Below are 18036 nucleotides of genomic sequence, written 5' to 3' on the forward strand. Positions count from 1 at the left end.
CCTCCTCTTATCACTTATCTTACCCGTTTTGACACCGATTCACACTTTCTACCGTGCTACCAGATCAGAACAGCACACACTGTCGCAACGACTAACCCCGATATAACCGGGATAAAATTACGACGTGCCAGCTCCAAAGGAGAAACACCTACAAAAGCCGCGACCGCAATAAGCGATGACCAGGCTACAATCGTTCCACCACCTGACCAGATCGACCCCATCTGTCCAACCGCTGCCAGCATGGACGTATCGATACCATTTCCGTATGATAATGCACCTGCTAGCGCCCCTGTAATCGGCAGACCTGCAAACCCGGAGCCATCAATGCCGCAGATCAAGCCGATCAGAAGCACGCTGAATGCGGCAATCCATTCATTTTGTGGAATATATGCTTTCATGCTGTCTACAATATCAAACAAAAAACCAGGTGCCCCATCTCCAAGCACCATAATCGAATGTTGCTGATCCCCAAGAAAGAAGAACGCCGCAATTGGAATAATGGCACCCATAATTTTGATCGCAAATACAAACCCTTCTGACAATCGCTCCCCTACCGCTTCAAATGCATTTCCTTTATGTTTCACACCTACAGCTGCAATCATAATCAGTGCAGCCGTCCCACCGATAATCGCGCCCGCATCTCCACCTTTAATATTAAAAACAATCATGCCAACTACATCGAGCACAAACAAAAGCACGGTCAATATCGCAAACCACCCCGCATACGGATGCGCCTCGGTATCGCTCACTCTTTCTTCACGATGAGAAAGCAGCACAGGCTTTTTTATGGTTTTCCAGATTGTAAAATAAGATAGCACACCTGCGACCACACCAACGATTAACGTGAGCACAATCGATTTAAGCCAGATCGCTGATACAAGTTCCGGTGCCCCGGCCGCTTTCGCCGACAAAGCAGGAGCCACCTGCATGAGCGCATCTGCCGCCAGCGCCATTCCCTGCCCGGCCAGCGTAATCGCAATCGCCGCTCCCATGGGTGGTAATCCGGCACGGAGAGCAGCTGGAAGAAGCACGGCAGCCACCAGCGGAATTGCCGGTGTTGGCCAAAAAGCGGTCGATAATACCGCTGTAACCGCAAACAAAATCCAGTACGCCGCATGACCATTGACGATAATGCCCTGTACTGGCGTAATCATTTTGCGATCGGCCCCGATTTCTTTTAACGCATTTAGCATCCCAACCATGAATGCAATAAGCAAAACAATGCTGAATAACTCTTTCGCCGCCATAATATTCGCGTTATATACGGCCGCCGCACCCGCCAGCATCCCTTCACTAAAGCCGCCTTTATACGCCCATCCGAGCAAAAATGTCGTCAAAATAGATGGAATGATAACGCCTTTGCGAAACAACATCGCTGCAATAACGGTAACTGCCCCCGCTGCATAAATCATATGTGCCGCATCCCAATGCATACAGCTGCCCCCTTATGGTGCAATTTGTACTTTACCGTATGCATCGAGTTATCATTTGGGCACCGGGCTTTACTTTGCATAACAAAATAAAAAGAAGCACTCGATCAGAGTACTTCTACGTACCGGTTATGTTTGATCTAATGATTGATGTATTGATACCAAAAAATAGGGATTGAATACACAAGGAACGTTGTCAACAAGGCACCAAAAAGTACATACAAATCAGTGATTTTAAACTCAAAATTCATTAGATTCATTTTTGCACCTGCCTTTTTCTTTTATGACACGTGCTCAGTATAACAAGGAAATGTCTATTTTTTATCTGAATACAATTAATATTTAGTAAATTAATTTTAAAGATGTTGGACGGACTGGCACACTCACTTCACGTCGGTATGAATCTTATAACAGAGACTGGTCCTGTTTGTGACATCAAACTTTCGGTATATACTTTGCAAATGTTTTTTTAACGTATTGACGCTGATAAACAGCTGAGCAGCAATCGCTTCATTGCCATACCCTTTCTGCACCAACTCCAGCACCTCTTTTTCCCTGGAGGTCAATCCATGTTCACTTTGCGGCGCAAGGCTCTCATTCTGAGCGGCAAGGTACTGTTCCAATCGCTGCGACAAAAAACGGGAGAGAATCTCCAGACACATCACATCGCGAGTGTGAAACGGTTGCTCCTTTTTGGAACGTATGAATGCTATACTTCCAAACATTTGTTTACCATTTGAGAGATAGGCCACCATCTGATGGTAGTAGCCGTACCGTAACATGAAATCATTGTAATAGTCGCTCTGTTCGTATGCTTGCGGTGACAGAATATCATGGATTCTCAGGACCTGCCGTTTAGCCAAGCGGCGGCTTACTTTGCGCGGAAGCGTGATATCCAGATGATAGCAGGAGGCGAGGTATTGATTCATCGCATGGCGATCTATATTTCGCATCACAGGATTAACGGGATCGGTTTGTTCATTGCACAGCCAGAAATTGGACTGGTGATAGCCAAACCATTTTTCGAAGGCGTGCAGAGTCTGATTGCGAAAATCCTGCTTGGATTCCGTCATTTCATCCATAAAAGCCAGCACTTTTTGATAATCCTCTTTTGGTAGCGCTTTCAATAAATGCCACTTCCTTTCGAATCAGTCTCCTGCTTTTCGGGAAATTATATCATATTTTTTCCGCCCAAATATGGCCCAATCGGGTAATTGTACAGAAGTCGCACATTTTCGATAATAGAGCTATCAAATCGCTTAACAAGGAGTGAGTTTATGAGCTATCTGAATCTGGCTTTGGTCCAAATCGCATCTCCTAGCACAAATCCTGATCTGGAGGTACGGAAGCGTGAAAATTATGAGAAGCTGGTCTACTATATCGATACCATCTCCTGGATGAATCCTGCAGTAGATCTGATCGCTTTTCCTGAACTGTATCTAAACGGCTTGGATCCAATAAACTGGCTCCAGATGGCTGAGACAATCCCTGGGCCGTTGACCGATCTGCTTTGTGAAAAAGCAAGGCAGCACCGCAAGTGGCTTGCCCCTGGCTCTTTCTTTGAAAAAGCAGAGCAGGAAAACGAAGCCTATAATACAGCGATCCTAATCTCTCCTGATGGAGAAATCGTGATGAAATACCGGAAAGTGTTCATTCCCTATCCATTGGAGCAATCGACACCGGGCAACGACTTTCCGGTCTATGAAATCCCTAATATCGGAAAGGTCGGATTCATGATCTGCGCCGATGGCCACTACCCCGAAGCGGCCCGCAATCTTGCACTCAAGGGAGCGGAGGTAATCATCAAGCCTACCTTGCAGGGGGACTGGATTGGTGGAACACGAAATAACCTGCCGATTGCCATTACCCGCGCTATTGAGAATCAGTGCTATGTTGTCAGCATTAATCACCCCAATCCGATTGGCATGGGGCATTCAGTTGCAGTCGACCCTGAAGGAAGGATCATTGAGGAGCTTGGAGATTCCGAATCATTTACGATTGTCTATTTGAATCTGGATGAAGTAAGGCGCGTCAGGGAGAACGGCTCAATGGGGATGTTCGGTTTTCTTAAAATGCTTAAGGGCTTTAAGGAATCAGGGATCGAGGTGGACGAAATGTATACTGGAGACCTTGTGAAAGCACCCGTTTACCAATCGTTGAAAACACCGTATGCAAAAACGCCCGCAGATATCCGGAAATATACTGCCACATAAAAAGATTCACAAGAGAATAAATTAGTTTGGATGAACAAAAAGAGGGCGTTAACGTCCTCTTCAGCGTGTGAAGAAACTCCTTGTTTCTCTACACTCTGTAAGGGTTTCAACCCTTTATTGTTAGATAAAAGTTATATTTCATTTAACCACTTCCACAATGCTTGCTAGAGTATTTCCGGAACAAAACACGTATGATAGAATGATGCAGATTGGCATACAGAGGAAAAATTTAGGTTTATAATAACAAAAATAAAAATTCGTGACCACCTTATATACGATAGGGCTTTCTTATAGATAGAATTTCTCCTTTATTTAGATTACTCATTTAATAATAAAGTAAGCATTTTAATCTCCTGCTCTAAATCACTTGTTGTGATTTCCTTATATCCACCTTCAACTGTTTCTCTAGTGGGACAGTTCTTTTTAAAAGATATGTAATGTTTCAATTTTAAGAAGTTACTAAGAGGAAAATCAAAGCGATACCAAGTGCTTTTATAACCTACAATCCCATACTTTTTCAGCATATTTTCCATACACTTTATAAGTTCGTCTAGAAAATTACTCAAATTACACACAGTATCTAATTCTACTTTAGAGTACCAATATCCCTATGGTATATATCTTCATAATAAATAATCTTTATCCCTAATTTTTCTCCATCTAAATTCTTCATATTCCAGGCAATACCACTTGGTTCAAGATGCCACTCAAATGATATTTCTTTTTTGACTTCATCTGGTGGAATTAGTTCTGGAATAAGTTGTATTAACCCATCAGTTAGGTCAATAAGTGGTTCAGAAAGATAACTCACAGAATAAAATTTTTGTTGCCCATTAATCTCAATCTCAACATCTGTCCAACCAATACTTGTAGGTTCATATGTAAATTTCACATTATCATCTACCCTGTCCGTAATGATAAAATCCATGTTTTATTTAATATCTATGCATATGATTACTTTGTAAATGTTTTACCAATAATCTGTCCACTGAGTGGATTCATTACATATTGCGTACTCATAAAGGTATTTATCACTAGGCTATTTTCATCACGACGACAATGAACAACACAGATGCTACTACGACCTTCATGAATACAGTCTTTGATATTCCATAAAATTTCACCCTTCTTACTAATTGCGTAAAGATTGTTAATAGGTTGTTTTGACATATCTGTCCCATTTGGATGGCTGTTACTATTCCATAAGCGAACTATTAGTACATTTCCAAAATCAATAATATCTTCTATAATGCACTCGTATCTTTCTTGCATTATTATCTCCCTTGATAAAATTGCTCTTCTATTCTCAACCACTTATACAAAAGGATTATTCATCCAATCCTCTAGGGTATCCCTTATCTCAAATCTATTATTTGAATATTTCTCCCTAATAACTTCCCAATGTTCATTAACCAGAACTAATTTGTAGTGACCATATAAGCTTGAATCTGGATACCATCCTAAATCAAGTATCACTTTATTTTCCTTTGGTATTACCCATTCACCATCTTTAATCTGCATCTTTACTATCTGTAAAATATCCTCAGTGAAATACCCCCAGTTATCAATTAATCCATCACTGTCTTTGCATGGGACTGGCTCTACATCGGAAAATTTGTTATAGCAGACAGCATAGCCCATTGGAATCCTTAAGGGGATAAGAGACATTAAAAACACCTCTATTCATAATAAAATCGTGCTTCTATTTATACCATTCATATTCTAAATCAAAGAGTTGCACATCATTATAAGAAAGACCATTTCCATCTAAGAATGTGCTAAAGTCTTGAAAAGAATTTAAGGTGATTATACTGTGTTCTTGCCACATAGCTTCACATTCATCACATAAAAATACATTTATATCTAACTCTCTAATTTTCGCTTTATAAATAAGCCCATTACCATCACATCTTGGACATACTACTTTCCCCTTAAACAGTTCCATCTTTATTTCCCCTACTCAATAAAATCATTCTTCCATTCATTTACTAATCATCACACTTATTAAAAATGAGTTCAAACTCTTTCTCTTCAATTAGATGATTGACTATTTCCTCAATACGATTACGACTGCATTCGTCTACAAGCACCATATCACTAGCCCAAAAATATCCCCCTCGCAGACACTCACCTGTATTTCTATTCTTTTCGGTAAGCGTTTGTATATTTCTATATGTAAAAAACGATGCTATCCACCTAGAACCATCTTGATATGTAACAATTACATCAGTGTTACCATCGTATATATTCCATTCACCTTCTGCCCATTGTTCTGCTTCAATCCAAATAGAATAACACTTTCCCTCCATTACTAACCTCCTTCATAAAAGATAGTACATACTTTCCTAACATAATACTTTATAGAAAACTGTGTACTATACGTAGTTCTAGTCTCTTGCTTGATTATCAATTCTATAAGCAAAACCTCCATCACACCATAATTCGTAGTTGAATGTTTCTGGTTTTTCTATAAGTACCTTAGAGCGTTCAATCCATTTTCTAATATGAGGTTCATTAATTTTCTCTGCTCTATTAAGCAATTCAATAATTTCATTTACACTTTTTTTGGAACGTATAGCATCCCCGACTAACAAATATATGCAATTGAGAAAAAAACTTTGACTGGGGCAAGACGAATCACTTGCTAATGATAATAATACATCTGCATTTTCCATGTCTGTAATTGCTAAATCCCAATCCTGTTCACATAATGAATCTTTATCATAAGCCCATTCTATTATTTCCTCATGTGTTGGATTCCATGGGTCTTTCATTTGTACAATCCCCTTCCAAAGCAAGTCACTCTAAACATAATTGCTCTTTTACTCAAAATCCTCATTGAATTGAAATGTTTCATTGCAATACTTAATAAAATCCTCTAACTCAAAGAAAATCTTGAAGACAGGATATTGACTACTCTGTTCCTTAGCCCAAGTTAAATGCACAAGATAATAAAGATGGTTTTCTTTATCTTGGTATAAAACATCATCACACGACTCACTTCGAGCAATAGCATTAAGCAACTTACATGCTAATGGGTGGTACTGGTTTATCTCTCGTTTCAATTCATCATTTAGGCTTAATGCAGATTGCTCTTTAACGGATACCCATGGTTCTTTTAATAAGGATTGTATATCCATAGGTTATAATACCTCCATAAAATCGTGGTTCCATTGCTCATTTACACCAACTGAACCAGAAACAGTACACAGTTTCCTATAAAGATTTATCTTAGAGAACTATGTACTATCTATAATTGTTGGTTATGTCTAGATAAGTCATTTCCTTATAACCCATCCACTTACATAGGCAAATATCATATAAATACTTCCCCATAAAAGCCATGCATCAATATTAGCTTTAAAAGTTGCCCAATTAACTGTAGTAGAAAGAAGAGGAAGCAAGAAAGCAAGTAGCAATGCAATTTTTTTATCTAAGCGCAATAAAGCAAACGCTGCCCCCAAAACTAAAGAAAGAACTGGACAAATTATTAGTACAAAAAAAAAAGGATTAACTTCAATAAAATGATAAATCAAAACAAAATCCCTCCATCTATCTCAAAAACAACTTCAAATAAAGATTTACCTTGCAAACTATGTACTATCCACAACTAAAAGAAAATTGTCTTTCTTGGCGAAACATCAGGCTGTCCTACAAATTTCGCTACCGTTCTTCTCTTCTTAAATCTGTAGTTGTTTAGCCAATAAATCAAAGCATCCGCATCATAGCAAAGCCCATAATTCTCGCTATCTTCACAAACCCAGTATGGATGGTCAATGCTTCGGTCATATAACCAAGACAGGAACTCGTCTCTTAACTTGTTTATTTTTCTGCCGACTTTGGACGGACACTTCATAACCTGTTGGTGTTGGTGAAAATCAATAACAATATACATGTAGCTGCCCCATCTCGAATAAAATTATCATCTATCCATTTTGCTTCACCGTTTTGATACAAAAAATCAGGAGCTGGGGAATCAACCAAAGACATGATTCAACAACTACTAACGTTTCTGATGTAAAAGGTTTAAAGTAAGATTTTGTACCTTGAAGCAAGAACCTATTAAATACGAATGAACTTAAAAATGATAGGAAATTTAAAAGTAACATATTTCTAATAGATGATTGAAAAAAGGTTATTATTATAAATGCACACAACACAATAAAATAACCAATTCCCGACCCCCAATAGAAATCAACGGACATACCTATAAAAGTGAATGGAATAAGAAAGAAAAGAAATAATAGCCACTTCTTTCTGAACATCTACACACCACCTTACACAATAAACCAATACTTTAACCTAATCACAATTATACTATTTTCAGGGAATTTAATCAGTTGGAATTTTTGAGTTGATTTCAGGGACGGGTGTTCGGAACCCCTGCAAGTTTATTTGTCTCTACTGCTAGCTAAGTGAATGTCACATCCTAATCATCACATATCAAAAAGAAGTTCAAATCATAAAAATATATTCTCTTAAAAAGTGATTTTATACCTTGTAACAAAAAGTATTTTAAGGTATTTTATTGTAAATTAATCAAAAAATATTAGGGGGGGTAACGAGATGAAATCTTTTAAGTATCTAGTACTAGGAGTTACTTCTTTAGCCGTAGTTGCTTCCACTCTATGGTATACTCCATCATCTGAAGCATCTAGTATTAAGTCCGTTAAGTCACAAGTAGCTACTAGCGAGTTACAAAAAGCTAAAAATGCAGTTACAAATTATATCCAAGCTGCTGAAAAGCAAGATGTTAACGAAATGATAAAGTGGGTAAAAGATACTCGGTTTCATTCAATAGAAGAACAAAAAAGAGAATATAAACAGATGTTTCAAAATGACCCCTTTGAAAAGATAAAAGTAACAGGTATAAAAAAGGTTGACGATAAGAATATGATTGTCTCGTTGAAAATGATTAGAAAAGGTAGTGGAAAACCGCAATCTTTAGACTTACCTGTAATCAAAGAAAATGGTAAATGGAAATTACTTATTACTGGTGTAGAAACAAGAGAATAAAAAAGAGGGCTTAATCAGCCCTCTTTTTTGGTCACACAGGTGGTCACATCCATTGAATTAGGTCGAGTTTTTTAACAAAAATGGTATGACTTTAAAACATCATCTTTCTCTTCTACGCCAACCTAAACACAATCCCATGTCCGCCTTTTGGATACTCCCATTTAATATTTTCATATGGGCAGCCAATCCGGCAGGAACCACACTCATGACAGCCTTCATATCCAACCGACATCCGCTTCCCTTCCCATTTATACACCTCACCCGGACAGAACAATGTGCACAGCTTATCCGGGCAGCTTGTCGCACATACATCATTATCGAGCACATGCAAATGCGACTGGCTGTCAGCACGGTAGCGCAGCAAATACTGCTTTTCTTCCAGTGTGTTCGTACGTGGTACCAGACTCATTATCTCATCACCTTCCATGCACGATAAATATCTTGCACCATCCCCAGTTTGCTTTTGCCTTCTGTCAAACTGCGGAAAATCTTCTGCTGCTTATCCTTCTTCGGCATCCCATCAATCGTAAAGAACTGACTTGCTGCCTTGTTAATCATCGGAATGTAGTCATTAAAATATTGTGGATGCGTCTCAAACGTATGCGTTGCATCCTTGTATTTCTTCAAATCACGTCCGACAAAGCTATCAAGCAGACGAACCCGATACGTATCGAGCATATTCTCAGAGAAATCATTCGCTTGTTTCGCCAGAATGATCGTCTCCGCTGCCAGTCGTCCGGCCGTCATTGCCATGTTACTGCCTTCACGGTGAATGCCGTTTACCATCTGTCCTGCATCTCCGACCAGCACAACACCATTGCCAACAATTTTTGGCATGGCGTTATAGCCGCCCTCCGGTATGAGATGAGCCGCGTATTCTGCTGGCTCACCACCGCGAATAAGCGGACGAACAATTGGATGACTTTTCAAATAATCAAGCAAGTCATACGGACGAAGGCGGTGCTTAATCATGCCTGAGAGTGTAGCCCCTACACCGATATTGATACTTTCTTTATTCGTATAAATAAAGCCAGTGCCGAGAATTCCTTTCGTCGCATCGCCAAAAATCTCAATCGTTGTCCCCTGATTCGGTTCCAGATTAAATCGATCTTCAATTTTCTCAGCCGGTAGATCAATTACTTCCATAACAGCAAGTGCTACATCACTTGGCTTAAATTCCTTATGGAAACCAAGTGACTTGCCGAGCAGCGAATTCACGCCATCCGCTATGACAACGACGTCTGCATACACATCTCCATCCGGACGATCCGTGCGTACACCGATGACGCGTCCGTCTTCGACAATGCATTCGGTTACAACCGTTTCATTAATGAGCAATGCTCCTGCTTCAACCGCCTTGTTCGCATACCACTGGTCAAACTTGGCACGCAGTACCGTAAAATTGTTATACGGCTCTTTGCTCCACTCAAGTCCCTTGTAGCCGCTTGTAAAAACGGATTCTTCTCCCATCATCCAGAAGCGCTGCTCTACAATCGGGCGTTCGAGCGGTGCTTCTTTATAGAAGCCAGGAATGATCTCGTCCATCTGGTGGCGATACAATACGCCTCCCATTACGTTTTTCGAACCTGGATACTCCCCGCGCTCAATAAGCAATACGTTCAATCCGGCTTTAGCCATCACATAAGCGGCTGAAGTACCGGCTGGACCAGCTCCTACAACAATCGCATCAAATTTCTCAGACATGAACTTTTTCACCGCCTTTGACTGCTTTTTTGAATGCTTCGATCAGCTTTGGCACTACTTCGAATGCGTCACCGACAATGCTGTAGGTCGCAACATTGTGAATGGCTGCATTCGGGTCCTTATTAATCGCAATGATAAATTCCGAGTTCTGCATGCCTACAATATGCTGCACAGCCCCGGAAATCGCAATCGCAAAATAAATTTTTGGCGTTACCGTTACACCTGTCTGACCGATCTGGTAATGGTGGTCGATCCAGCCTGCTTCTACCGCATCACGGGTCGCTCCCACGCTCGCATTGATTACTTCTGCAAGGTCATAGCAGAGCTGGAATCCTTTCGCATCACCAAGTCCCTTACCGCCTGCAACAATAATATGTGCTTCATCCAGCTTAACGCGCTGGCTCGTCTCACGGACAATCTCAAGTACACGCGTCTGCAAATCTTTCTCATGCATACCGAGCGGCTCATGAACGATTCGCCCGGTACGACCTACCTGTCGCTCGAGCGCCTTCATCACTTTAGAGCGCACAGTTGCCATCTGCGGACGATGATTTTTACAAAGAATGGTTGCCATAATGTTTCCGCCAAATGCCGGACGGCTCGCTTCGAGCAATCGCTGCTCAGCATTCACATCCAACATCGTGCAGTCCGCTGTCAGTCCAGTCGCAAGCTCAGTGGCTACTGCGCTCGACAGATCTTTACCATTCGGGGTCGCACCATATAGAATCATTTCTGGTTTATACTTGTTGCACAAATCAACTGTGCCTTTCATATATGTCTCGGAGCGATAGTTGACAAGCAACGGATCATCAATCACATACACAATATCGGCCCCATATTCAAAGCATGTCTGGGCTAGCGACTCCACATGATGTCCAAGCAGAAAACCTGCAAGGGGCGCATTCATCTTATCAGCAAGACGACGGCCTGCTCCAAGAAGCTCAAGAGATACCCCAGCAATCTCGCCATCCATATGATCAATGTACACCCATACGCCTTCATGATCAGCAAACTTGTCAGTCCGCTCCTGCGTCGCAGGCTTCACTTCTGCTGCCGGTGCTGCCGAAGATGATTCAGCCGCTGCAGCAGGAGCTGCCTCCGATTTTTTCTCCTCTACAGCAGGAGCTGGATCAGCTTTCTTCGCTTTCACCGGATTCGGCAGACTAATCGCCTCAGTCGGACATACTGAAATACAATCCTGGCATTCCTCGCATTTTGCAGTATCAACCTCGCATTTGTCCGGTCCAAGGTAAAGCGCACTTACCGGGCATGTATCTACACATGTGCCGCATGAAATACAAGCGGCGGAAATGGAAACTGCCATGTTTATCGCCCCCCTCCTTGTACGAGCAATTCACGTTTCTCCGTCAACAATATATCAACTAGCTGGTTCACCTGCTGGTCTGCATTTCCTTCAAGCCGCTTGCCGCCTTCAGGCTTCGGAGGGCTGAACATTTTACCTACAATGGTCGGCGATCCCTTCAGACCGAGCTGTCCCCGATCTACATCTTCGAGATCGTTCACGGTCCAGACAATCGGTTCAAAACGAGCAGCTCGAATCATATTCGGGAGCGGAGAATATGGCACTTCATTAATATCCTTCTCTACAGTTAAAAGACACGGAAGAGAGGACTGTAACACCTCATGACCATCTTCAATCTTACGGTGGACAGTCATCTGCCGGGATTTTTCATTAATTTCTACTACTTTTTTGATTCCTGTCAGCGGAGGAATGCCAAGACGGCGGGCAATGCCCGGCCCTACCTGACCTGTGTCTCCATCGATAGCCATTTTGCCGCAGATGACAAGATCGATCGGCTCCTCTTTTGTAATTCGGTTAATGGCACGAGACAGCGCATAGCTTGTCGCAAGCGTATCAGCTCCGGCAAATGCGCGGTCTGAAATCAGGTACCCTGCATCAACACCAATCTCGACACATTTCTTAATGGCCGCTACAGCCTGCGGTGGACCCATCGATAAAACAGATACTTTTCCGCCATAGCGTGCACGCAGACGTACCGCTTCTTCCACCGCATGTGTATCATACGGATTCAGAATCGCCGGTACCCCTCGTCGGTCGAGCGTGTTCGTTTTCGGATCGATTTTGATGATTTTTGTGTCTGGCACCTGCTTGACACAGACCAGAATGTGCATAAGTGACTCCTCCTTCTGCGGAATATGAATTCACAAGGAAGTATGTCGTCGCTGACTGACTGAAGCTGCAAAAGGCAAGCAAATACAGAATATTTATACAGAATATTCAGATATTAAAAACTATATTCCTAGTTTTTACGATGTTGATAACCAAATGCACATCGCTGCCTTTTACACCGCCTATGAATGTGTATTCGCTTCATCTCCTGAAATTTCCTTCTTTATAAAAAAATAAAGACAGGTATAAAACCTGTCTTTATTTCTGAACCGTGCTGTGTTCATCCAGCGCCCAGTATATTTTCTTAATTTCATCTGTACGTTCCTTCGGAGAAAGGCTAGCATCAAATGTAATCTGACGAATCAGTTCAACGACAAACCGATGTGCCTCATGACCGTGACGCCCGGCTAGCATCTTTAAATATCTTTCCATAAAGCTCCCTCCTAAATGATTGTTGTGTGGAACTTGTATCTCTTATTATACCACCCAATAATCACCAGAAGAAAACCTTTTCTTTTTGACTATTCCGCCAAAATATTATACTCCCCTAGACGACGCAATCTGGCATACCGCTCTTCTAGGATTTCGTCCATACTTTTTTGCAGCAGGATGTCGAGATGGTAAGCAAGACGGCGCCCGGCATAGTATACAGTCTGCTCCAAATCCGTATGTGCTCCCTCTAGTGGTTCCGGAAAAATCTCATCGATTACCCCTAGTCGAAGCAGTTCATCTGCCGTAATCTTGAGCGAGGCCGCTGCCTCTTCCCACTTGCTGGCATCTTTCCAAAGAATCGACGCGCAGCCTTCCGGGGTGATCACCGAGTAGTATGCATTCTCTAGCATAAACAGTCGGTCACTTACACCGATTCCAAGCGCGCCACCACTGCCCCCTTCCCCAATGACGACACTAAGGACAATCGTCCGAAGTCCGGCCATCTCCAGCAGATTACGAGCAATCGCCTCCGCAACCCCTCGCTCTTCCGCTTCAAGTCCCGGATACGCTCCCGGTGTATCAATAAACGTAATGATCGGACGACCAAACTTTTCGGCCTGCTTCATCAGGCGCAGTGCCTTTCGGTACCCTTCCGGCTGTGACATCCCGAAGTTGCGCATAATTTTATCGCGCGTTCCCCGACCTTTCTCATGCCCGATAATCGTTACCGGCAGCCCTTGAAATGTAGCAAGTCCAGCAATGAGCGAGGCATCATTCCCGTACAAACGATCCCCCTTGAGTTCGATAAAGTCAGGGAACAAGTACGTAATATAATCGCTTGTCAGCGGTCGCTCGGGATGGCGCGATAGCTTTACTCGTTCTCCAGCCGAGCGGGGCGTGATGCTGACAGGCGGATAGCTGGTTGGTTTCTCAACTTCCATACGCTTTCCATTCCTTCTGTTTCCGGTGCAAGGCCACAAAGCGGGCAAGCGTCTCACGCATCTGCTTACGTGGTACGATTGCATCAAGCATACCATGCTCAAGCAAAAATTCAGCGCTCTGGAAGCCATCCGGTAACTTTTGTTTGATCGTCTGTTCAATGACGCGCCGCCCGGCAAAGCCAATGAGCGCCCCCGGCTCAGACAAGATAATATCACCAAGCATCGCGTAGCTCGCGGTTACACCGCCAGTCGTCGGATGTGTAAGAATCGAGATGTAGAGAAGTCCTGCCGTACTGTGTCGCTGTAGAGCTGCACTCGTTTTGGCCATCTGCATAAGCGACAATACACCTTCCTGCATGCGGGCACCTCCTGAAGCAGAAAAAATGAAAATAGGTACCTGCTCTCTAGTTGCCCCTTCAATTGCACGCGTGATTTTCTCTCCGATCGACGAACCCATACTCCCCATCATAAACAGCGGCTCCATTACCGCTACGACTACACGCTGACCGCGCAATGTACCGATCCCGGTAATAACCCCTTCCTTCACCCCACTTGTAAGCATTGCCTTTTGCAGCTTATCATCATAGCCTTTGAAATCAAGCGGATTCTTACTTGTGATCCCTGCATCCCACTCGATAAAACTGCCCGGGTCGAGCAATGTTTTAATGCGGTTTTTAGCTGTTAGCCGGAATTGAAAGCCGCATTCACATGTATACACTTCCTCTACAAGCCGTGATTTCTGGTACAGCTTGTGACAGGTCGGACAGACGATAACCTGCGGAGGTCGTGTAGTGACCTCCGCAAGCTTATGAAACCGAAAGTGGGGAGTTGTAGACTGCATTCGTCATGCCCCCTCGGAAACGTATGATTTTTCGACTAACTCCTTATATAGTTGAACAATTTCGTCAGCTGTCGCCAAGCGCGGATTGTTACCTGGACTCCCGCTTTCAAGTGCGTCATGTGCCATTTTAGGCGCAGCTTCCATAAACTTTTCCGGATCAATATTCAGCTGCTTAAGCGTCGGCAATTGAAGGGCTGCGCATAACTGCTCCGCCATTTCTACAGCTAACTCTGCCGCTTCTTCATCGGACATGCCGGTTGTATCCGCCCCCATAGCGCGGGCAATATCAGCAAACCGTGATATCGCTGCAGGCATAGAATACCGCATAACACTTGGAAGTAGAATCGCATTCGAAATCCCGTGCGGCACATGGAACAAGGCACCGATCGGGCGCGACATGCCATGTACAAGTGCTACGGATGCGTTGCTAAACGCAAGACCTGCTTCCATGGCACCAATCAGTACTTCTTCCCGGGCTTCTATATTTTTACCATTCAGCCAAGCACGCTCTAAATTCGGATAGATGCGGCGGATGGCTGACAGTGCCATCGAATCGGCCAGCGGCTGCTGTTTGCGCGAGATGTACGCTTCAATTGCATGCGTCAACGCATCTACCCCGGTCCCGGCTGTTACCCCTTTCGGACAGCTTACTGTAAGCTCTGGATCAAGAATGGCCACACGCGGAACGAGGAAGCGGCTTGCGATCATCATTTTGACATCCGTTTCCTCATCTGCAATTACTGTTACACGTGTTACTTCCGATCCGGTTCCAGCTGTTGTCGGAATCGCAACGATCGGCAGACCTGGAGCTGGTACTTTTTCCATGCCCATGTATTGAGCCATTGGAGGCTGGTTGTTATACATCAGCGAGATGGCTTTGGCTGTATCAATAGCGCTACCGCCCCCGATCGCTATAAGCACTTCACAGTTTACCTCTTCACAGAGCGCAAGCCCACGATTGACTTCACTCAACGTTGGTTCGCCAGAAATATCAGAGAAGATCGAAAATTTAATCCCAGCTTTTTTCAATACTTTTTCAAGCGGTTTGGTCATGCCCAGATCAGCAAGAATGCGATCCGTTATAATGAGCGCATGCATGCCGTAGCGCAGCGCATATTCTCCTGTTTTTTGAAGCGAGCCGGCACCTGTTACAATAACTTCCGGCGATAAAAACTGATGAATCGACATATGTGTGCCCACCTTTTCGTGTTTGTTGTTATCTCATTTCTGTTCCGCATGATACATTCAGGGACTGCCCCGTCATACTTGCGGAATCATCGCATGCGAGGAACAGAGCCACCTTGCCAACTTCATCTTCTGTCGGAATACGGCGAAGCGCCGCCATCCGAAGCATTTTATCCTGAATCACTTCCCACGGCACATTGCGAATTTCTGCACGTTTCTGCCATACACGCTCAATGCGTGGTCCCTGTACCGGGCCCGGGCAAATGCAATTGACACGAATGTTGTGTTTGCCAAGCTCCGCCGCCACACTCTGTGTAAAGCCGATCATACCCCACTTCGCTACCGCATACGGAGAACGATACGGGTACGCGCGCTTGCCAAAGATCGAGGATACATTGATGATATTGCCTGAGTTCTGCGGAATCATCAGTTTCGCTGCTTCTTTCGTGCAAAGGAATGCGCCTGTAATATCAATATTCAGCGTCGTATTCCAGTCTTCGAGCGACAGTTCTGCAACAGATCCTGTTGGACCGGAGATGCCTGCATTATTGACGAGAATGTCGACGCGACCAAAACGCTCGATTGTTTTTTCAAACAGATTTTTGCAGTCACTTTCACTAGCTACATCTGTCGCAACGCTCAATACGTCTGCGCCCAGTTCTTCGATTTCTTTGTGAACTTTGGCCATGGTTTCTTCATTACGAGCGGCAAGAACAACTTTTGCGCCTTCTGCAATGTAAGACAGCGCAATCGCACGGCCAAGGCCGCCATTGCCGCCTGTTATTACTGTAACTTTATCTTGCAGTTTCCGTCCCCCGTTTACTGCTGGCTGTGTGCTTGTCGTTGTCTGGTTTTGAGCCGTGCTGTTCGTCATGTTAACCTCTCCTTTTGAATTGTATTGATACAGATTGTTTAATCTCTCTTGTGTTATATAATAATCAGGCAAAACTTGTCTGTCAACAAAAAATTCAGAAAATTTTTTTATAGTGGAAAACAAAAAAAAGACACAGACACAATTGGTCTGTATCTTTTATTTACGAGTGATCAGCGATGTGTGGATACGCTGTTTCAGCTTCTTCTGTGCTGTACCTGCTGGTAGTACAGCGAATTCCAAACATGTTCTCTTTTTAGTCTGATTCATAAAAATCCCTCCACTTTTGTATTAATACAGATGAATGATAACTCCCTTGTGTTATATAATAATACCGAAATCAAAAAACGTCAATGAAAAATTCAGAAAAAACAAAAAAAGGCGAGCGATAAATTCGCTGCCTTCTTTTGTGTTACTCTTGTTCTTTCCACATATCATTTAATTTTTCGTATGTGGCTGGATATTTAGCCTGATAGTGCAGGAACGATGGGATAGGATAACGCACACCACCTCGATGTGTACCCGCAAATCCCTCCATTACATCGCCTGCCATGCGATACGGAAATGAAAATGCCATCTCATGATCATATGTCTGACCGAACACTCGATCACCATAGCATGGCAAAATAACCTGCGCACTGTCCGCCTGCATCGTACGAATAATTAACTCTGCACAGTCAGCACGTGCTGAGAACTCGGATGTAATCGCTCCACCTGTTTTATAAAGAGAAGCCGCTACCATTCGCATCACTTGTGCCGAGTTTCCATACACAACCACAACATCTGGTTCAAACTCTGCACGGTTTAGCGGACTGACTACAATCGTGCCACTCTCTTCTTTCGTAAACTTCGGAACAGCTGCTTCAGACAGTTCCCCACACGCCTGTGTTTCTGCATACATCCCGTGGGCTAAATTCCCTTTTGTATAAAATTCAAGCGGCTCTTCAAAATGAAAAACAGCTTTTGCAATCGGACAAGATACATCTTCTCCACCTAGTGCAATCGCCCAACCATAGCGACGTGACATCGTAACAGCTTGACAGATGCTCAGTTGTACGTGTAGATCACGCATCGGACGCTTTGCTTTTGCCGGAACCTCTTCCCCTGGGCGCAGTACCCGAATCGCCAGCGGAAATGTGTCAGGACGGACATGCTTTTCAATTTCATTGTGTAATAAAACACGTTGCTCTTGCCCGGAAGCTTGGATTGTTTCGCTCATACTTTCCCTCTCTTTTCTGTATTAAAATAGTA

The 18036-nt window shown here is 43.3% G+C and carries 23 protein-coding genes and 1 pseudogene; 2 read left to right on the forward strand and 22 right to left on the reverse strand.

Annotated elements, in window-relative coordinates; translation table 11 throughout:
* Nucleotides 1–56: 56 nt before the first annotated feature.
* Nucleotides 57–1433 (reverse strand): hypothetical protein, encoded by a 1377-nt coding sequence (locus tag PO771_RS14260; RefSeq protein ID WP_272560357.1) that lies wholly within the window; start codon nucleotides 1431–1433, stop codon nucleotides 57–59.
* A gap of 380 nt (nucleotides 1434–1813) precedes the next feature.
* A complete protein-coding gene (locus PO771_RS14265) occupies nucleotides 1814–2557 on the reverse strand; it encodes a helix-turn-helix transcriptional regulator (RefSeq protein WP_272560358.1) in 744 nt (247 codons plus the stop codon).
* A 150-nt stretch (nucleotides 2558–2707) separates the two neighbouring features.
* On the opposite strand from PO771_RS14265, the gene PO771_RS14270 reads away from it, so the two are divergent.
* On the forward strand, nucleotides 2708–3643 hold the full coding sequence (locus tag PO771_RS14270) for a carbon-nitrogen hydrolase family protein (protein ID WP_272560359.1): 936 nt from the start codon (nucleotides 2708–2710) through the stop codon (nucleotides 3641–3643).
* 317 nt (nucleotides 3644–3960) lie between these two features.
* Here the strand turns inward: PO771_RS14270 and PO771_RS14275 are convergent, their stop codons facing one another.
* The 9 genes from PO771_RS14275 to PO771_RS14315 all read right to left on the reverse strand — a co-directional run bounded on the left by PO771_RS14275 (nucleotide 3961) and on the right by PO771_RS14315 (nucleotide 7179).
* A complete protein-coding gene (locus tag PO771_RS14275) occupies nucleotides 3961–4167 on the reverse strand; it encodes a hypothetical protein (protein ID WP_272560360.1) in 207 nt (68 codons plus the stop codon).
* Between the two features lie 62 nt (nucleotides 4168–4229).
* Nucleotides 4230–4535: a hypothetical protein gene (locus PO771_RS14280; protein ID WP_272560361.1), complete on the reverse strand. Its 306-nt coding sequence runs from the start codon at nucleotides 4533–4535 to the stop codon at nucleotides 4230–4232.
* A 62-nt stretch (nucleotides 4536–4597) separates the two neighbouring features.
* Nucleotides 4598–4915: a DUF7957 family protein gene (locus PO771_RS14285; RefSeq protein WP_272560362.1), complete on the reverse strand. Its 318-nt coding sequence runs from the start codon at nucleotides 4913–4915 to the stop codon at nucleotides 4598–4600.
* 42 nt (nucleotides 4916–4957) lie between these two features.
* Nucleotides 4958–5311, reverse strand: coding sequence for a hypothetical protein (locus PO771_RS14290; protein WP_272560363.1), 354 nt, complete (start codon nucleotides 5309–5311; stop codon nucleotides 4958–4960).
* A gap of 34 nt (nucleotides 5312–5345) precedes the next feature.
* A complete protein-coding gene (locus PO771_RS14295; RefSeq protein WP_272560364.1) occupies nucleotides 5346–5588 on the reverse strand; it encodes a 3'-5' exonuclease in 243 nt (80 codons plus the stop codon).
* 43 nt (nucleotides 5589–5631) lie between these two features.
* Entirely contained in the window at nucleotides 5632–5952 is a 321-nt protein-coding gene (locus tag PO771_RS14300) for a hypothetical protein (protein ID WP_272560365.1), read from the reverse strand.
* A gap of 78 nt (nucleotides 5953–6030) precedes the next feature.
* Complete coding sequence (locus PO771_RS14305; RefSeq protein WP_272560366.1) at nucleotides 6031–6417, reverse strand: hypothetical protein; 387 nt, start codon at nucleotides 6415–6417, stop codon at nucleotides 6031–6033.
* 48 nt (nucleotides 6418–6465) lie between these two features.
* Nucleotides 6466–6783 (reverse strand): hypothetical protein, encoded by a 318-nt coding sequence (locus PO771_RS14310; RefSeq protein WP_272560367.1) that lies wholly within the window; start codon nucleotides 6781–6783, stop codon nucleotides 6466–6468.
* Nucleotides 6784–6921: 138 nt separating this feature from the next.
* Nucleotides 6922–7179, reverse strand: coding sequence for a DUF2651 family protein (locus tag PO771_RS14315; protein WP_272560368.1), 258 nt, complete (start codon nucleotides 7177–7179; stop codon nucleotides 6922–6924).
* 1030 nt (nucleotides 7180–8209) lie between these two features.
* Here PO771_RS14315 and PO771_RS14320 point away from each other — a divergent pair.
* Nucleotides 8210–8659 (forward strand): hypothetical protein, encoded by a 450-nt coding sequence (locus PO771_RS14320; RefSeq protein ID WP_272560369.1) that lies wholly within the window; start codon nucleotides 8210–8212, stop codon nucleotides 8657–8659.
* Between the two features lie 112 nt (nucleotides 8660–8771).
* On the opposite strand, the gene PO771_RS14325 is transcribed toward PO771_RS14320, so the two are convergent.
* From PO771_RS14325 to PO771_RS14375, 11 genes and pseudogenes are all read right to left on the reverse strand, one after another.
* Nucleotides 8772–9086 carry a ferredoxin family protein gene (locus tag PO771_RS14325; RefSeq protein WP_422664955.1) on the reverse strand — a complete coding sequence of 105 codons (315 nt, stop codon included), beginning with the start codon at nucleotides 9084–9086 and terminating at the stop codon, nucleotides 8772–8774.
* Nucleotides 9068–10363, reverse strand: a complete 1296-nt coding sequence (locus tag PO771_RS14330; protein WP_272560371.1) for an FAD-dependent oxidoreductase — start codon at nucleotides 10361–10363, stop codon at nucleotides 9068–9070. The genes PO771_RS14325 and PO771_RS14330 overlap by 19 nt, the downstream gene beginning before the upstream one ends.
* Complete coding sequence (locus PO771_RS14335) at nucleotides 10356–11408, reverse strand: electron transfer flavoprotein subunit alpha/FixB family protein (RefSeq protein WP_272563182.1); 1053 nt, start codon at nucleotides 11406–11408, stop codon at nucleotides 10356–10358. Before PO771_RS14335 ends, PO771_RS14330 begins: the two co-directional genes overlap by 8 nt.
* Nucleotides 11409–11543: 135 nt before the next feature.
* Nucleotides 11544–11687 (reverse strand): annotated as a pseudogene (locus PO771_RS14340) (4Fe-4S dicluster domain-containing protein); the annotation flags it as partial.
* 2 nt (nucleotides 11688–11689) lie between these two features.
* Entirely contained in the window at nucleotides 11690–12517 is an 828-nt protein-coding gene (locus PO771_RS14345) for an electron transfer flavoprotein subunit beta/FixA family protein (RefSeq protein WP_272560372.1), read from the reverse strand.
* A 256-nt stretch (nucleotides 12518–12773) separates the two neighbouring features.
* On the reverse strand, nucleotides 12774–12947 hold the full coding sequence (locus PO771_RS14350) for a hypothetical protein (RefSeq protein ID WP_157738036.1): 174 nt from the start codon (nucleotides 12945–12947) through the stop codon (nucleotides 12774–12776).
* 89 nt (nucleotides 12948–13036) lie between these two features.
* Nucleotides 13037–13888 carry an acetyl-CoA carboxylase carboxyltransferase subunit alpha gene (locus tag PO771_RS14355; RefSeq protein ID WP_272560373.1) on the reverse strand — a complete coding sequence of 284 codons (852 nt, stop codon included), beginning with the start codon at nucleotides 13886–13888 and terminating at the stop codon, nucleotides 13037–13039.
* Nucleotides 13878–14729, reverse strand: a complete 852-nt coding sequence (accD, locus tag PO771_RS14360; protein ID WP_272560374.1) for an acetyl-CoA carboxylase, carboxyltransferase subunit beta — start codon at nucleotides 14727–14729, stop codon at nucleotides 13878–13880. The genes PO771_RS14355 and accD overlap by 11 nt, the downstream gene beginning before the upstream one ends.
* A gap of 3 nt (nucleotides 14730–14732) precedes the next feature.
* Entirely contained in the window at nucleotides 14733–15917 is a 1185-nt protein-coding gene (locus PO771_RS14365; RefSeq protein WP_272560375.1) for an iron-containing alcohol dehydrogenase, read from the reverse strand.
* 28 nt (nucleotides 15918–15945) lie between these two features.
* Entirely contained in the window at nucleotides 15946–16788 is an 843-nt protein-coding gene (locus PO771_RS14370; protein WP_272560376.1) for an SDR family NAD(P)-dependent oxidoreductase, read from the reverse strand.
* 409 nt (nucleotides 16789–17197) lie between these two features.
* Nucleotides 17198–18004, reverse strand: coding sequence for a DUF169 domain-containing protein (locus PO771_RS14375; RefSeq protein ID WP_272560377.1), 807 nt, complete (start codon nucleotides 18002–18004; stop codon nucleotides 17198–17200).
* Between the last annotated feature and the right edge of the window lie 32 nt (nucleotides 18005–18036).

The organism is Aneurinibacillus uraniidurans, assembly GCF_028471905.1.
Classification (GTDB): domain Bacteria; phylum Bacillota; class Bacilli; order Aneurinibacillales; family Aneurinibacillaceae; genus Aneurinibacillus; species Aneurinibacillus uraniidurans.

Bases quoted from the DNA above. Each gene is read 5' to 3' on its own strand.
- PO771_RS14260 (WP_272560357.1), bottom strand. From the start codon at position 1,433: ATGCATTGGGATGCGGCACATATGATTTATGCAGCGGGGGCAGTTACC.
- PO771_RS14270 (WP_272560359.1), top strand. From the start codon at position 2,708: ATGAGCTATCTGAATCTGGCTTTGGTCCAAATCGCATCTCCTAGCACA.
- PO771_RS14275 (WP_272560360.1), bottom strand. From the start codon at position 4,167: ATGCTGAAAAAGTATGGGATTGTAGGTTATAAAAGCACTTGGTATCGC.
- PO771_RS14285 (WP_272560362.1), bottom strand. From the start codon at position 4,915: ATGCAAGAAAGATACGAGTGCATTATAGAAGATATTATTGATTTTGGA.
- PO771_RS14290 (WP_272560363.1), bottom strand. From the start codon at position 5,311: ATGTCTCTTATCCCCTTAAGGATTCCAATGGGCTATGCTGTCTGCTAT.
- PO771_RS14295 (WP_272560364.1), bottom strand. From the start codon at position 5,588: ATGGAACTGTTTAAGGGGAAAGTAGTATGTCCAAGATGTGATGGTAAT.
- PO771_RS14300 (WP_272560365.1), bottom strand. From the start codon at position 5,952: ATGGAGGGAAAGTGTTATTCTATTTGGATTGAAGCAGAACAATGGGCA.
- PO771_RS14305 (WP_272560366.1), bottom strand. From the start codon at position 6,417: ATGAAAGACCCATGGAATCCAACACATGAGGAAATAATAGAATGGGCT.
- PO771_RS14310 (WP_272560367.1), bottom strand. From the start codon at position 6,783: ATGGATATACAATCCTTATTAAAAGAACCATGGGTATCCGTTAAAGAG.
- PO771_RS14320 (WP_272560369.1), top strand. From the start codon at position 8,210: ATGAAATCTTTTAAGTATCTAGTACTAGGAGTTACTTCTTTAGCCGTA.
- PO771_RS14325 (WP_422664955.1), bottom strand. From the start codon at position 9,086: ATGGAAGGTGATGAGATAATGAGTCTGGTACCACGTACGAACACACTG.
- PO771_RS14330 (WP_272560371.1), bottom strand. From the start codon at position 10,363: ATGTCTGAGAAATTTGATGCGATTGTTGTAGGAGCTGGTCCAGCCGGT.
- PO771_RS14345 (WP_272560372.1), bottom strand. From the start codon at position 12,517: ATGCACATTCTGGTCTGTGTCAAGCAGGTGCCAGACACAAAAATCATC.
- PO771_RS14350 (WP_157738036.1), bottom strand. From the start codon at position 12,947: ATGGAAAGATATTTAAAGATGCTAGCCGGGCGTCACGGTCATGAGGCA.
- PO771_RS14355 (WP_272560373.1), bottom strand. From the start codon at position 13,888: ATGGAAGTTGAGAAACCAACCAGCTATCCGCCTGTCAGCATCACGCCC.
- accD (WP_272560374.1), bottom strand. From the start codon at position 14,729: ATGCAGTCTACAACTCCCCACTTTCGGTTTCATAAGCTTGCGGAGGTC.
- PO771_RS14365 (WP_272560375.1), bottom strand. From the start codon at position 15,917: ATGTCGATTCATCAGTTTTTATCGCCGGAAGTTATTGTAACAGGTGCC.
- PO771_RS14370 (WP_272560376.1), bottom strand. From the start codon at position 16,788: ATGACGAACAGCACGGCTCAAAACCAGACAACGACAAGCACACAGCCA.
- PO771_RS14375 (WP_272560377.1), bottom strand. From the start codon at position 18,004: ATGAGCGAAACAATCCAAGCTTCCGGGCAAGAGCAACGTGTTTTATTA.